Source organism: Metabacillus niabensis (assembly GCF_020524345.1).
Lineage (GTDB): Bacteria > Bacillota > Bacilli > Bacillales > Bacillaceae > Metabacillus > Metabacillus niabensis_B.
Map to the genome: position 1 here is coordinate 291,951 of NZ_JAIVLH010000003.1, position 15,345 is coordinate 307,295.

Annotated in this window: 11 protein-coding genes and 4 pseudogenes; 6 read left to right on the forward strand and 9 right to left on the reverse strand. The window is 35.1% G+C overall.

Annotated features, from left to right (window positions below; genetic code table 11):
- Positions 1 to 410 precede the first annotated feature (410 nt).
- From LC095_RS06175 to LC095_RS06220, 9 genes and pseudogenes are all read right to left on the reverse strand, one after another.
- Positions 411 to 1,754 (reverse strand): NosD domain-containing protein, encoded by a 1,344-nt coding sequence (locus LC095_RS06175; protein WP_226527328.1) that lies wholly within the window; start codon positions 1,752 to 1,754, stop codon positions 411 to 413.
- Between the two features lie 765 nt (positions 1,755 to 2,519).
- Complete coding sequence (locus tag LC095_RS06180) at positions 2,520 to 3,293, reverse strand: 2-pyrone-4,6-dicarboxylate hydrolase (protein WP_226527329.1); 774 nt, start codon at positions 3,291 to 3,293, stop codon at positions 2,520 to 2,522.
- Positions 3,294 to 3,302: 9 nt separating this feature from the next.
- A complete protein-coding gene (locus LC095_RS06185; protein ID WP_319005769.1) occupies positions 3,303 to 4,619 on the reverse strand; it encodes an SLC13 family permease in 1,317 nt (438 codons plus the stop codon).
- Between the two features lie 118 nt (positions 4,620 to 4,737).
- Positions 4,738 to 5,460, reverse strand: coding sequence for a GntR family transcriptional regulator (locus LC095_RS06190; RefSeq protein WP_226527331.1), 723 nt, complete (start codon positions 5,458 to 5,460; stop codon positions 4,738 to 4,740).
- 368 nt (positions 5,461 to 5,828) lie between these two features.
- The gene (gene ltrA / locus LC095_RS06195; protein WP_226527332.1) at positions 5,829 to 7,100 is read right to left on the reverse strand and encodes a group II intron reverse transcriptase/maturase; all 1,272 of its coding nucleotides are present in this window, start codon (positions 7,098 to 7,100) and stop codon (positions 5,829 to 5,831) included.
- Between the two features lie 494 nt (positions 7,101 to 7,594).
- Positions 7,595 to 7,849: pseudogene (locus LC095_RS06200) on the reverse strand (helix-turn-helix domain-containing protein).
- Positions 7,833 to 8,270, reverse strand: coding sequence for an RNA polymerase sigma factor (locus LC095_RS06205; RefSeq protein ID WP_226527333.1), 438 nt, complete (start codon positions 8,268 to 8,270; stop codon positions 7,833 to 7,835). Before LC095_RS06205 ends, LC095_RS06200 begins: the two are co-directional and overlap by 17 nt.
- Before the next feature lie 168 nt (positions 8,271 to 8,438).
- Positions 8,439 to 9,036: pseudogene (locus tag LC095_RS06215) on the reverse strand (nitroreductase family protein).
- Positions 9,037 to 9,039: 3 nt separating this feature from the next.
- Positions 9,040 to 10,212 (reverse strand): CynX/NimT family MFS transporter, encoded by a 1,173-nt coding sequence (locus LC095_RS06220; RefSeq protein WP_226527336.1) that lies wholly within the window; start codon positions 10,210 to 10,212, stop codon positions 9,040 to 9,042.
- 116 nt (positions 10,213 to 10,328) lie between these two features.
- On the opposite strand from LC095_RS06220, the gene LC095_RS06225 reads away from it, so the two are divergent.
- From LC095_RS06225 to LC095_RS06250, 6 genes and pseudogenes are all read left to right on the forward strand, one after another.
- Complete coding sequence (locus LC095_RS06225; protein ID WP_226527337.1) at positions 10,329 to 11,216, forward strand: LysR substrate-binding domain-containing protein; 888 nt, start codon at positions 10,329 to 10,331, stop codon at positions 11,214 to 11,216.
- 269 nt (positions 11,217 to 11,485) lie between these two features.
- Positions 11,486 to 11,760, forward strand: a pseudogene (locus tag LC095_RS06230) (GNAT family N-acetyltransferase); the annotation flags it as partial.
- A 239-nt stretch (positions 11,761 to 11,999) separates the two neighbouring features.
- The gene (locus LC095_RS06235) at positions 12,000 to 12,395 is read left to right on the forward strand and encodes a MerR family transcriptional regulator (protein ID WP_226527338.1); all 396 of its coding nucleotides are present in this window, start codon (positions 12,000 to 12,002) and stop codon (positions 12,393 to 12,395) included.
- Between the two features lie 25 nt (positions 12,396 to 12,420).
- Positions 12,421 to 13,383, forward strand: coding sequence for an aldo/keto reductase (locus LC095_RS06240; RefSeq protein WP_226527339.1), 963 nt, complete (start codon positions 12,421 to 12,423; stop codon positions 13,381 to 13,383).
- 343 nt (positions 13,384 to 13,726) lie between these two features.
- Positions 13,727 to 14,083 (forward strand): annotated as a pseudogene (locus LC095_RS06245) (DapH/DapD/GlmU-related protein); the annotation flags it as partial.
- A gap of 18 nt (positions 14,084 to 14,101) precedes the next feature.
- Positions 14,102 to 14,770: a DUF1349 domain-containing protein gene (locus tag LC095_RS06250; RefSeq protein WP_413467460.1), complete on the forward strand. Its 669-nt coding sequence runs from the start codon at positions 14,102 to 14,104 to the stop codon at positions 14,768 to 14,770.
- The last annotated feature ends 575 nt before the right edge of the window (positions 14,771 to 15,345 follow it).

The following is a 15,345-nucleotide window of genomic DNA, read 5'->3' on the forward strand; positions in this document are numbered from 1 at the left end:
TTATCACCTTTTCTTATAAATTTACTTTTCCTGTACAGACCATTAAAGCTTAAGAAAAATTGTTAATTAAAACTTTTCTCACCACCTCCTTTATGGTATCGCTTACAAATATTCGTTTTAAATGCGTTTACTATAACTGAAATTTACAAAATTCATTAATGATACTTCCTTCCCCTTCATATGTCAACCGACTGACATATTCTTCAAAAAAAATTGAATACTTCAAAAAGGCAAGTTTTGATTCTTTAATATTCAAAATTTATACTTAATAAAACACTTTAGGAAACACTTGAAGAAGAGGCACTTCCATTGCTAAGAAGTACCCAAATGACAAACGAAATAATCAAGTGTCCGACTTGCACTTGAAACGTTAGAACAAAAACTACAAAGGACATAGTTGAATCTATTATTTATGCTCCTGGCGCTGGAGTGGCTCTGAATGCATTTTCAGTCTTGTCCATAACAACCTGTGCATCACTTCCCGAATCAAGAATCGTATTTTGAATCGATCCTTTTTCTACCAATACTGTTGTTACGGTAAGCGGCTCTGATGCTTCGGTAGCCAACAAAGCGTCTACTTGCGCGGAGAAACAAGAATCACTTATCTTGGCATGAACCTCTGTAGCAACAACATGGTTAGTAGAAATATAATTTCCATTCCCCGTAACTATACGTATGATTATAGGTGTTGCACCTACCGGCTTGATGTTCTGAGTATTCATTACTTCAGAAAAGTGATTACCAATTACAGAATTATTATGGCCACTAATATAGAGCAGCCCATATAAATCATCTAAACCATTGTCCATTCCCTGAAAAGGAGTCCAAGGTTCATGGTCCCGTAAAAAGTGATTTGAGGAAACCAAGTTTTCCGAACAATTTTCCCTAAATACCACCATTCCTGGATAAAATGAATGAAGTCTATTATTTGTAATACTGGAACGTGTCACACCATCAAAGTAGATACTGCTCGCACCTCGCGGAAAAACATTATTTGCTGTAATCAAAAGTCCACCAAAATTTTGAGCGTAAATTGAATATCCTTTAAAACCGGCCCCTATCAAATTATCGGTTATTTTTGATGCCTGTCCCCAACCTCGTAGTTCTATACAGTTCCCACATTCAGCTATGAAATTATCATGTATAGTCAGTGCATCTGCATGATAAATAGTCATTCCATGCTCTAAATACACAAACCCCATGCCTGTAATCCGAAAAGAGTCACAAGCACTTGCAACATAAATACCTGTTTTCCCGTTCGTGTATGTGTTTTCCGGATTTGTTTCTCCTGAACCATCTTCGATAAAATGCAAACCATCAATACAAAAGTCAGAAAACTCAACCGAACTTATTCGGGGATTTCCATTTCGTTCAACATAAAATGCAGCTCCTTTATATTCCTCGTCATTTACTTCTAGGGGAATATCTACGAGAATACGACTTCCTCCCGGCCACAATTCATGCAAATCAGGCCACTCATTCTCAGAAGTGTTAAAACGAATACTCGAAGATGTAAACCCGTGTCCAGATCCCATAATTTTAAGATAACTGATGTCTATAACTACTTGACTGCCAAGATGATAATCTCCCGGTGGAATATAGATAACCGCACCCGGCTTTCCGCCTTTATTCACATCAGTGTCCGTTTGCCTACTTTTAATATCTGCTATAATGCTATTGATTACCTCACCAATATCCTCATACGGATTACCGACAGGCCACTCTGTTACATCGTAATAATTTTTACTAGCCATAAATAGATTCTCCTCTCAATTTAGTGTGTTTGTCCATAAACTACTTTTCTTGATATAGCTGAAAAAAACTTACACATGTTAACCGGATGACATATCATTTTAAAAAAATTTAAATCTTCAGAAATCAAAGTTATGAATCTTTTAATTCCCATTACCTATTCTTAATAAACCGCTTTAGAAAACCCTTACAAAAAATTATATGCCATCCTTTTTCGTAGGTCAACCGCTTGACACAAATATTTAGAAAATTCATCTTCTCATATAATAAAACTGGTCAGTTCAATTCCCTGAAATAAACAAGACATTTAGTGGATTCGCTAAAGGTTTATTTGATCTCTACAAGCTTTTCTTCATCGTAATGACAAATTTTGATTTTTTATATATTTTCTATGTAAGCATTTTTGTAAGGTGAAGTTTTCCATAAATTACGAATTACTAACAACTTTCTTCTGTGCATATTTAATGCTCCATTACCAGCCTTTATCATGTTAAAAAGCGCATATCTTTACTCAAGAATAGCGCTCGTTGAATTTCAGTAGCAACTGAAAATGACTAGCATTTATTGAACTCTAGCACCCGATAGTTTTCCATTCTTCACAAATTTCTAAAGTATAAGTTTTTCTAATTTCCCCATAAAAAAATCCCCTCTATAGAAAAACAGTAAAGCATCTTTCTTTTTACTGTCTTCTATAATGGGAAAATATCTATCACAATACAAAAATCTATTAGATATTGCATAGTCTAAAACAGCAATAAATATTCTAGTTAAAGTTTTTTATCGATATACCAATTTTCCCCATTTCGGAAGAAAATTCTATCTTGCGCTTCACTACCTACTGTTTCTTTAATTAATTTAATATCATTGTATGAGAATCGATATTTTGCTCGAGTTGAAGGCAAATCACTGCCAAACATAAGGCAGCTTGGGTTTTCGCTATATAATATTGTTATTAATTCACTGATTTCATCACGTTTATACCCAACCCGACCAAAGCCTGTTAAACGAATAGGAATATCTGCAGTAACAATTTTTTTCAACTTATCAATTGAACACTTATGCATCCCAAGATGATCAATTGATACTTTTGGTAATGTAAAAATTAATTCTTCTAATTCTTTGTCAATTGTTTGCAAATTAAGATAAAGCTCTGTCTTCCAATTACATAATTTATAAACTCTCTCTGATAGCTGTTTAATTTCTTTTGGTGAAGCAGATAATCTTCTGTATATGTTAAATCTTATTCCCTTTATTCCGACATCGTTTAATTTTAAAATGTCTTCATCGGTTGTATCGAATGGAAGCTGAGTGATACCTATAAAATTATTTCCTAATTCTGAAATTGCATCTGCAAAATAATCTTGATGATACCCTTGAAATGAGCCTGACACAATGGCTCCACCAGTTACTTCAATCGACATTTCTTTTAATTCTTTTAAATAATCATTCACTGTATAATAATCAGGGACAAATCCTTGATTTTCTTCAAGAGGAAACTTCGGATCAATAATATGAAAATGAGAGTCAAATATTTTTTGCATAACTATCTCCTACAATATAAACATTAAAATCAAAGTTGCAATAATAGCAAACCCTAACCCTATAGGCGTTGCTTTATAAAGTAAATCACTATAAAATTTCTTAGAATCTTCTTCGCTTAAACCACTGTTACCAAGTATCAAACTACCGCCTGTAGAGAATGGCGCTAAAGCTGTTGATTGAGCGCCGATAATAATAGCAACCGCAATTAACGAAGCACTGTAGCCTGCAGGACCTATTATACCCGCAATCATAGGGAACATAAGCGGTGCAACAACACCCAAAGTACTACTAAAGATTGACATAACACCAGCAATGATTGCCACAGCAATAGGAACAATAATGGACGGCATATTATTGATCATAGAAGCTAATAAATCGATTGTACCTGCTTCAACGGCAACATCAATTAACATTCCTACCCCAGAAACAAGCCATAATGTATTCCAAGGTACTCTTGCCATTACTTCTTTTGGTTTGTCCTCAGCTAATTTTAATAAGTAAGCTGCGATTGCGAATACAACTGCCAGTAAAGTAATGTCCGTACGTGAGTTAATAAACTGAATAATTTCATTCTCAGGCATAAAATTAGCGAGCATTGGTACTCCTAGTACAATTACCATAAGAAGAATAATTAAAGAAATATTTACTTTTTGTTTTTTTGAAAAAACTTCTGGCTTTTCTATATTCAACTCAGTGATTGGACTGTTTTTTCTATCAAAAAACATCAGAATCAACATGATAAATATTGGATAGATAAATGAAACAACAAAGATATCCCTTGTCAGAATATTTGCCTGATCAGCAACAGCTGTTTCACTTAACAAAGAGTTAAAGAGTACCCCATGCGCACTATACATGAAATTTGCACCAGAAAGGGAACCTAATGAAACTGCGAATGAAGCATGTAATTTATTCATTCCTGATGATTTACATAATGCCATTGCAATCGCACCCATGACTGCCACAGAAGTAAAGAAACCGGCACCCATCCCTGAAACCAACGCTGTAATAAAATACAAAATTAAAGGCAGCCAGTTTGTTTGTTTTTGAAATCTATAAAGTAATAATTGAGCAATTTTTTCCAAAGTACCATTTACTACTGCAAAATTAAAGAAGAGCGCTAAGGTGAAAATAACTAAGAATAATTTTGTTGGGAATGTTGCCAATAAATCACTAATAGACATCCCCAAAACAAAACAACCAATCAAATAAGCTAGTGCTAAAGCTACTAAACCAGTATTAATATCAAGTTTTTCACCCAGATAGATTGCAATGATTATAGCCAATATTATTAAAATGGAATAGACCATAATTTCCTCCTTCATTTATCGATCATTTGTTTATATGTAGTGTGTAGTCGCCTAAGATGAAGCGCTTCCAAAAAATAAGGAACTATCAATCTAGTTCAAAAATGACCACCACCTCTTATCTATTTATTTTTTCTTAGTCTAAACTTAATAATGATTTGTATTTGTACATGTCTCCACGATAGGAAGAAGCACCTGCTAATACACAACCTTTTTTTACTTTTAAGTCAACACTTCTATATAAAATTGGAGAACCTACAGAAACATCAAGAATTTTTGAAATCTCTTGACTAGCAAGAACTGCTTCTATTTCAATTTCTCCTTCGGTAAGGGACATATTAAATTTATTTGAAAATAAATGCGAAAAAGAATAATTAACATATTCTTCATCAGTAATTTGTTCACCATACTTTTTTAAAAGATAACGGTTATCGATAACAATTGGGATACCCTCTGAAAGACGTAAGCGTTTTACTTGATAAACTTCTTCTCCAGGTTTTACCCCCAATTTTACATCTATTCCTTCTGGACAAGGTACGGATCCCCGATATAGCAACTTAACATTAAAGTTTTCTAAGTACCACCCTCGAAAAAAAGTATCCAATTTAGCAATATCTGTTTTTAATTTTTCTTTTCGAACAATAAAGGTGCCTTTTCCTTGGATACGTTTTAAAAGACCTTCTTCTACAAGCAATTGGACCGCCTGACGAATAGTCATTCTAGAGACATCAAACATTTTTATTAGTTCATCATCGCTTAAAAACTTTTCTTTTCCTTCCTTGTACATTTCATCTACTTTTTTTCTTAAGCTATCTGCAATTTGAACGTACTTTGGAATAAGAGAATTATAATTACTCATGCTCACCCTCCTAGGGATTATATTAAATAACATTTCACCCCACTTCATCTATACATCTAGATGACTTGTTTTTTATTTTATAGAACCAAAAGTTAAGAGTCAACATAATTTTCTGAATTTTCTAGTTCTGTTAGGGTTAATTACAAACATTATATGATATCCCAATCTTCGTCTTTTTTATGGCTTGATTAATGATACTAAGATTGACACCACTAAAACCTTGATAAACAGGACTAAATCGAGTAGGAGGGGGTGACTAACCCCCGACCTCTCAGTCAAGTAGCCAGTGGGATTTTCACCCAAAGGCTCTCACAGAACCGTACGTGAACCTGAACCTCTCGATTCATACGGCTCTTATCATTCAGCCATTAAGGAATCATTCCGAGAGCCCAATGTGAAAACATTTTGGGCTCTCTTTTCGCGAGTTCTTTAAGCCACTTTTCAGCACGTGTCCGGCGACCTCTGAACCTCTTATATTTACACATTGCCCATTTGACTAGTCTTCGATTAATACAATCAATTGAGTACTTCACAGCTGAAGGGTTATACTTTGTGAAATAATTCAACCAACCTCTAACCGTTGGATTTATCATTTCGGCTATAATTTCAATTTTACTCCCTGTAAAACTATGAATTCTCATTGCTTTTATTTTGTATCGAAAATCTTTTGCGGACTTTTTACTAACTGATGGTAAGAAATTAAATTGGAGTCTTCCCAATCTATCTTTAATGAAAATTCTTCGAAAAGTGTACCCTAAAAAGTCAAACTCCGTAATTGGGTATTCTTTCATCCTATCCTTATCTTTACAATAGACAATCTTCGTTTTCTTTGGATGCAGTTCAAGTTTACAATCTTTCAAACGTTGATTCAGTTTGCCTAATATATCAACTGCTTCTGATTCCGTCTTACAGTGAATTATGGCATCATCTGCATATCGTTCAAAAGGTGCAGATGGAACTGTTCGCTCCATCCACATGTCAAAGGCATAATGCATAAACAAGTTCGCAAGAACAGGACTAATTACACCACCTTGCGGTGTCCCACTACTTCGGCGTATCTTGTGACCTACCGAATTAATAAATGGTGCTTTTAGCCATCTTTCTATATACATTAGTATCCACGACTCTCTTGTGTGCTTTTGTACAGCTCGCATTAGAAGTTCGTGATCAATATTATCGAACAATCCTTTAATATCGAATTCTATGACGTAATCATATTTCCAGCACCTTTTCCTTGCTTGTCCTATTGCATCCAAAGCCGATTTATTGGGTCTATAACCGTCGGAATCTACATGAAATATGGTTTCTACTTTAGGTTCAAAATACATCTTCACTACCATCTGTGCTACCCTGTCCCCGACCGTAGGAATACCTAATCCTCGTTTCCCCCCAGTTTTCTTAGGTATTTCAACCAGCCTTACTGGAGGTGGGAAGTAGCTTCCTGAACTCATTCTGTTCCATATTTTGTAGAGGTTTCCTTTTAAGTTTGTTTCAAATTCTTTTATGTCCTGACCATCATTTCCCGCACTTCCTCTATTCTCTTTAACTCTTTTAAAAGCGGACATCACAATATCGACTGTCATTTTTGGTACACGCCCTAAGCGTTTTTTATTATAAAATGGATACCCTTTTTGTACCATATTTGTTTAGCTTGTCTAATAATTCGTATCTAAGTATATTGGATACCCAAGTTGAATTAAATCATCTTTTGTAATCAGTTCCTTCATTAAATACATACCTCCCTTTCACTAACAGAGGATTACATACTAGAAACAACGATAATTTAATACTATTAAAAAATCAGATGGCTGTCGGTACAGCTCCACGGAAATTTCACCCCTGCAAGTATTCCTTCCAGCTCTACTCATAGCTTGCGACGCTTTGAACGCTCGAACCATGACGATAGAGGAGTATCATTATCCTATCTGATGAATTATCGCTAACAACCTACCATGATTGTATTAGACTCATAGATAATCGCTCGTTTCTATCGAAAGTCATGGCGTATGAATCAGGTAGCTCATCATCAGCAGAACGTACCTGATTTTTTGTTTATACTGCGCGGCGTTATCTTCCGCGCTTTCTTTGTCAAAGAACAATATATATATATGAAAGGGAAAACTTAACCATGTAATCAAATCTTGAAAGCTATAATGCCTTGCATAAGCTTCGAACGTAAACGATCATGTGTGTCTACATCGATGCCCCAATACGTATTACCACGCTAATCATAAAGTTTACGCATAGACAAACTTTCCATATAGCTTCCATAATGCAAAATAATGTATTTCATCGCTTCTGGATCACCCTTATTTGCAGCCAAAATAATTGGATACGGTAATAAACCACGTTCGTTGTCTTTTGTGTTAGCATCAATCATCCCAGTCATCTGCATGTTCCTCCAAAAATCGCTTTAACCTTTTAAGAGAGCTTGTCCGTCTATACTGAACTGTACTATGAGGTATCTTTAGTAGTTCAGCAATTTCTACATCTGATTTATCAAAAAAGCAGTATAGTAGGACTGTCTTACGCTTTTCTGTTGGTAAAGTACGCATCGCTTCAGCAAGTAACCTTGGAGTGATTCTCTTACCAGCCACTTGTAGACTTTCTCCTTCTTCCCCCTCATATTGCTTATCTAAGGTATAAAGTTGATTTTCTTCTAGTGGTGTAAGATCAGAAAATGTCATCTCCTTTGCCTGCCTTTTTTGCCTTTCATTATAAATATTGATAGCTTCATTTTTCAACACACGTTTACAAAAAACATTAAAGGCACAGCGAATTTGCCATTGGATACGATTTGGTTCTATCATGCATTTCCTCTCCCTTCGCAACTGCAAAGGTGGGTGATGATTTCCCCTTTCGTAACCTTCAACAATCTTTTTTCAAAAATGCCAAAGTTTTCATAAAAAAGGAAGCCCAACTGCAGAAAAGACACAGCTAGGCAAAATAATTACAATATTACACTTTAATTAACTAATTTATTTTGTAAAAACCTTTATTCTTAATTCATCTGGAATAAAATCTTTTTCATTTGGACGAGATTCTATTCCTCCAAAAGGCATTTGTGCTTTTAGAATCCAATTTGTTAGTATATTCCATTCTTCTTTAACTTTACTATCCATTATTGGATTATAAAGATGCTCCTATATTTTCATTAGTAAGACTGCACCATACAGCAAATTGTGCAATACCAGTTGATTGCTCTGCCCACCCAGAAAAATTTTCTGCATAAACAGGATACGAGTTTTCGAAACTTTTAATAACATCTTCATCTTTGAAAAAAAGTATTGTTCCTAGCCCTTTTCGAAAAGAATCAAGTTTTGAAATAGTACCAGAAAAGTTTTCCGGTGGAACAATTGAACGTAGAGTATCCTCAACAATATCCCTCAATTGTAAATGATGATGATTATACAAAATAATTGCTCTCGATGTTTGAGAATTAAATGCTGATGGACTATGCTTCATTGCAAACTTTACTAGTTGATTAATCTCCTTTTTGGATAATGCTACGTTATTGTTTAGTGAATAAATGGAACGTCTTCTTTTCATAACCTCATTAAATAATAAATTACTCATCGTTTATCCCTCAACTTTCAATAATGATTTATTTTCCTTATTAGATTCATTTTCCATTTTTAAAATTATGATTACCATAATGCATATTATCGCTAACACTATAACTAAAGCTGGTGTATAACTGTTAAATACATCCAAAGTATATCCGAACAGCAATGGACCAAGGGCACCCAAAATGAAACCTCCAAACTGCATATGAGCTGACCATGAAGTAGCTTCTTCCGTTGTATCTGCCTCTTCAATTGGAATAACCAATGCTAGAGGAAATAGTCCTCCTGCTCCAATACCTAAGAATATAGTGGCAATCCACGGAGAATAATATCCTAACAATAGTAAAATACCAATTAATTCGGAAATGCTACAGATTAATAGCCACATTTTTCTGGTCCCTGTTTTTACAACAATCAAAGGTATAAAAAAGCTAACAGGTATTTGAATAGCGGTAAACAAAGTAAGAATAAAACCTGATTGAGTTTGATTCATTCCCATGGATTGAACAAAGGGAGCTAACCAGGCTGTTATAGAATAAAATATTGCAGCCATGCACCCAAAAAACATCATAAATAAATAAACACGCTTGTTTGTAATCCGCAATGAAACTTCTTTCACTTTTGTATCCTTTGTTTTTTCTGTAATTAAAACTGGGAATAGTAATAATGCTCCGATTAAGGCTAGAATACTCCAGGTACTGAGTGCTATTTGCCAAGATTCGTTAAACCGATTGAGTAATGGTATTGTAAAACTCGCTGCAATAGATGCTCCGATTACCATAGCAACAGAATAAACGCTCGTAACACTTAAATTTTTTGGGAAGTGCTTTTTTATAAATCCTGAGGTAAGTGGACCAGCTATGCCTATTCCAACGCCAGAAATTAAGGCTGTAAGAATTAATTGCCAACTCTCTGAAACGAAACCTCGATATAGAGTTGCAATAAAAATTAATACCATCGCTATAAGTAATGACTTTTCAATCCCTAAACGATTGTTCAATTGAATTGAAGATAGTGCAAATAGTCCCATACAAAAAACGGGTAGCGAAGTAAGTAAACTTGCCCTCACCCCATTAATCCCTAAATCTATTTGTATTAAATCAAGTACAGGACCTAATGATGTAATTGACGGTCTTAGATTTAGTGAAAGAACAAAAATGACTAATATAAGATAGATAACTCGCATGTTGCTCGCTCCTTTCTATAAAACTAATATTAATGTATAATAAGATTAACGATAGAACAATACTATTTTTTCTGTTAAAACCATAGTTTTAAACTATACAAAAAGGAGAATACTTAGTGGAACTTAGACAATTAAACTATTTTTTAGTGTTATGTAAGGAGCTTCATTTTTCCGAAGCTGCTTTTAAACTCGGAATTTCTCAACCTACATTAAGCCAACAGATTCGAGTGCTAGAAGATGAAATCGGTGTGCCTTTATTTGATAGAATTGGAAAAAAGACAGTTAAAACTGAAGCTGGAAATATTTTAGAGCGTTACGCTTTAGATGTTTTCAGGCTACTTGACAGTGCTGAAGAAGCCATTTTTGATTTAACAAATTTGCATGCTGGAAATATACGCTTAGCTGTTTTACCATCCGATTTAGATTATCGTTTAACTCCTTTGTTAGTTGATTTTCATAAAGATTTTCCAAATACGAAAGTACAGGTAATCCCATCTATTGATATTTTAAATATGGTACTGAATAATGAAGTTGATATTGGTGTGGGATTAACAATGAATCCCGATAATCGTTTACACCAAATTCCATTCTATACAGAGACTTATAGTCTTTATGTCCATGAAAAACACAAGTTAGCTAATAGAACCATTATTTCATCTAATGATCTAATTAATATTCCTTTAGTTATGTACCCTAAGGGATTTTATGGACGTGAATTAATTGATGCATGGTGTGAAGAACAAGGCTTATCCATTACGACAATTATGGAAACTGGGTCAGCTACTTCTTTGTTTCAACTTGTAAAAGATGGTATAGGTGCAACAATTCAACCAAGTCAACTAATCGATAACTTTCAATCATTAGGAATTCGATCTATTAAAATTGAAAAGTCACCTACTAGGAATTTAGAAATTTTCTACAGAAATAATAAGTATTTGAGTATAGCTACTAAAACATTCATGGATAGACTTGAAAAATTCTTTACTCACAATACAAATCTCTAATGGTCTCAATCAAATTATATTCCATAGGAAAAAGCGGTTTTGTATTTTTTCAAAACCGCCATTTTGCTCGACGGGAATCCCACCCGTTATATGATACGACCTAAGCTCGGCAGCACCGCGCTTAGATCGTTGAAGATCATTGCAAAGCCTTATTGAACAAAAGCATCCTTTTGTTCAATAAGTAGAGACTTAAAAATACTGTATATTTTATAGCTCATTTCCACTCTTCTTCTAAAAGCGTAATAATATTCATCCCACCATTCATTTTCCTTGGCCACATTGTTTTTTATAAGTATTTTGGAGAGCATACTTATGAGATTGGATGGGTTTTAATCCAAAATATTAAATTAAATGGTATGCTTCAGAAGCAGCACGAGCTATATTGGAATATGGTTTTAAAGAAATGAATTTGCATAGGATTATAGCAACGTGTCAACCTGAGAATACTCCATCATTTCGAGTTATGGAGAAGATTGAAATGAGAAGAGAAGGCTTTTTAAAAAAATGTATTCCAAATGATTTTTTCGCTTATCTTTCATCATAAGAACCTGTATCAATACCTACAGAGCAGAAAGGGTGAAGGCAAACCTGAAAAGAATGCGCTATATCGATTCTTGAACCACCCGAAATGGAACTGGCGTTAAATTTAGAGTTCCAGACCAGTACTTGCTATTGCTCGATTTGTTCAGAATAACTAACTGCGAAAGTTTATTTAATAAATTAACCATTTGACTTAGAGTGCACTCTAATTTATACAATTACTTATGATGAAGCAATAAGGAGGTGGACTCTATTTTAAACATACAGCAGGTTGCAAACGAAACCGGGTTAAGCTTACATACGCTTCGATATTATGAACGCATTGGTTTGCTCGATCCCATTGCACGCAATGAATCAGGTCATCGCAGATATAGAATGGAAAATCTTGAATGGATCATTCTTCTAATTCGTCTGCGTTCCACGGATATGCCCATAGCCAAGATGAAAGAATTTGCCGACTTGGTTCGCCAAGGCGATTCAACGATTGCCAAACGGGTGGATTTACTGGAAGACCATCAACGTAAATTAAACAAGCAGATGGAAGAAATTCAAGCAACTTTGTTGGCTCTGGATGAAAAATTGAATTATTACCGATCCTGGGAATTAGAACAACAAGAACAGAAGACAAATAACAAATAAAATCAAAAATAGGAGTGTATAAATCATGAAAAAAGTGCCATTAGGCAAATCAAACGTTTTGATAAGCGCCATGTGTTTAGGGTGTATGAACTTCGGAACAAGAACCGACGAAGATACAGCTTTTAAATTACTGGATTATTATTATGATAAAGGTGGGCGGTTTTTAGATACAGCCAACAATTATGCATTTTGGGAGGAAAACGGATATGGCGGAGAAAGTGAAGCCCTGATCGGAAGATGGCTGAAGTCTAGAAACGTGCGCGATCAAATATTTTTGGCGACCAAAGTCGGAGCTAACCCCACAGATCTTGAATTGGGTTTTGACAGCGCGGAGGGCTTGACTGCCAAAGCGATCCATAAAGCGGTCGAAGAAAGTCTTCAACGTTTGGGAACGGATTATATCGATTTGTATTATGCGCATATTGATCATCGACCGTCTCCCCTGGAAGAAACACTCAAAGCATTAAACAAGCTAGTCAAAGAAGGCAAAGTCAGACATATCGGCTGCAGCAATATTCATACATGGAGAATTGAGCAAGCCAAAAATATAAGCCGGAATCATCAGTGGGAAGAGTATATTTGTGTCCAGCAGCGTTTTTCTTATCTTCGTCCCAAACCGGGTGCCGATTTTGGCATACAAGTTTCGGCCAACGAAGAGCTTCTTGACTACTGCCAATCTCGTAAAGACTTCACTTTGTTGGCTTATTCTCCGCTTCTTCACGGGACCTACAATACAAAAAACCAGAAGCTTCCAGATCATTATGAAGGACCGGATTCAATGAAAAGAATCGATGTTCTGGCACAGGTTGCCGAAGATAAGGGAGCAACCATGAATCAAATCGTATTGGCCTGGATGGTCCAAATGAACCCCCGAGTGATTCCGTTAATTGCAGGAAGCTCCATTGATCAGCTTGAAGAAAATATAAAAGCATTAGACATCCATTTAAGCCCGCAAGAAATGAAGTTGTTAACTGAAGCTACTGGATAGAGCTCATTACGATGTCCGGCATGCCATTCCGGTGAAAGGGTGAGGGCTAGGTAAAAAAGGTGTATTGACGAACCGTTTCGACTTTTCATGGGATATCCGCCTCAAAGCCTGAATCATGAATGCTGTAACGTTCAAAAGGGGACGGTATATCAAAGGTGAGCAGAACACAATATGCGACATATTTTCAGGCGGCAAATAGGCTCGTTGAAGAATTTCTCAGAGGTTTGAATTTTGAACGAACTCTGGTGTCCTTAGCAGCCGTATTTAGCGATGTTTCATGGCAAAATGATTGGCTAAGGACACACATATTCGTTAGATTCTCAAACTGGCCTGAATTCGCATCTATGGCTACAACATATTTGTAGGGGAGAATTTTTTTTGCAAATTTTGATTGTGTCATACTGGATGTTTGTGAAGTAAGATTTGGAGATGATTGTATGCTTGCACCTGCTGTACATATCTATACAGCAACTCATCCACTTGATCCTACAGAACGCAATTCAGGAAGAGAATATGCAAAACCAATTACATTTGGTAACAAAACAATGTATGGATTGGTGGTAGTGCAGTAATAAACCCAGGAGTAACGATATGAGACAATGTTGTAATCGCGTCAGGTGCAGTAGTAACTAAAGATGTACCAGACAACGTTGTAGTTGGAGGGAATCCTGCAAAAATACTTAAACAAATTGAAGTGTAAAATTGCACAATGATTTTTATGTCGAAAGAATTAATTATGAGTAAGGTGGCAATGATTATGAGTGATAGCTTCATACTGATAGAGGAGTTCAACAATGCCGAAATAGATAAAAATTTAGGGTGGTTATCCCCACCTAAAGAATGGAAACTTAATTACAAAGGGTCGAATTTAATTATTAAAACTGACATGCAAACAGATTTTTGGCAAAAAACACATTATGGTTTTCAAGCTGATAATGGGCATTTTTTGTACTATGAAGTAAATGGAGACTTTAGATTAACTACTAAGGTAAAATCTAAACCAGAGAATAGATACGACCAAGCCGGTTTAATGGTACGATTTTCAAGTGATACTTGGTTAAAGACTTCTGTTGAATTTATACCAGATGGCAATAGTAAATTAGGTGTTGTTGTAACAAATCAAGGCTATTCTGATTGGTCTAGTCAGGAATTTTTAGAAGACCAGATTTCACTTTTTTATCGAATAACTAGAAGAGAAAATAATTACTATGTTGATTATTCATTAGATGGTATTTCGTGGAGTCAAATAAGAATGACTCACCTAGTTGCAAAGACAGATAATATTAAAGTTGGCATCTATGCTTGTAGTCCGCAAGGCGAAGGCTACGAAGCAGAGTTCGACTTTATTAAAATTGAAAACATAAATAATGATACAAAAGTTTATTAATAATTTAGGGTTACCTTTATGTCTTAATTAATGATCGGGTGCTTTTGTTCAAAATCATAAAAGTTATTTAGCTAAAATTATTTTTGTACGATCTTCAATTATAGGGAGCGTTTCTGTAGGAAGTGCCCTTATTTATGTATCTGGCGTGATTGATGAAGATAGAGATATGAATAGAATCCGGTACTACTCTTCTTTTTAGACGTGTTAATAACACTTATCGTTAATGCCTGATACAATAAAAAAACGCCTAATTTCCAGTACTATCAAGGATTTAAGACGTTTCAACTACTCATATTTAGTTGTGTTAATAGATATTTTACACGAAGTTTAGACTTTAAGAATAACAGGGAGTTTCCTCCCTCTCTTCAAAACTGTTCATTATTATATCCAACTTGAATAGCATTTATCTTAGCTACATTTGAAATAATGTAAAATTAGATGTTCAACACTCGCGCTTCGATCGTAATATAAGTTTAACCAGGTTTTACTGGTTGAACTTTTTTTATTTAGTTTTATTATAGCGGTAGTCGGAGTAGAACGAAGCGCTCGTGGGACATTGATCCCGTCAGCAAAAC

What these genes read in the sequence shown, in the direction of transcription:
- LC095_RS06175 (WP_226527328.1), bottom strand. Translation starts at nt 1,754, where the DNA reads ATGGCTAGTAAAAATTATTACGATGTAACAGAGTGGCCTGTCGGTAAT.
- LC095_RS06180 (WP_226527329.1), bottom strand. Translation starts at nt 3,293, where the DNA reads ATGCAAAAAATATTTGACTCTCATTTTCATATTATTGATCCGAAGTTT.
- LC095_RS06185 (WP_319005769.1), bottom strand. Translation starts at nt 4,619, where the DNA reads ATGAAGGAGGAAATTATGGTCTATTCCATTTTAATAATATTGGCTATA.
- LC095_RS06190 (WP_226527331.1), bottom strand. Translation starts at nt 5,460, where the DNA reads ATGAGTAATTATAATTCTCTTATTCCAAAGTACGTTCAAATTGCAGAT.
- ltrA (WP_226527332.1), bottom strand. Translation starts at nt 7,100, where the DNA reads ATGGTACAAAAAGGGTATCCATTTTATAATAAAAAACGCTTAGGGCGT.
- LC095_RS06205 (WP_226527333.1), bottom strand. Translation starts at nt 8,270, where the DNA reads ATGATAGAACCAAATCGTATCCAATGGCAAATTCGCTGTGCCTTTAAT.
- LC095_RS06220 (WP_226527336.1), bottom strand. Translation starts at nt 10,212, where the DNA reads ATGCGAGTTATCTATCTTATATTAGTCATTTTTGTTCTTTCACTAAAT.
- LC095_RS06240 (WP_226527339.1), top strand. Translation starts at nt 12,421, where the DNA reads ATGAAAAAAGTGCCATTAGGCAAATCAAACGTTTTGATAAGCGCCATG.
- LC095_RS06250 (WP_413467460.1), top strand. Translation starts at nt 14,102, where the DNA reads ATGTCGAAAGAATTAATTATGAGTAAGGTGGCAATGATTATGAGTGAT.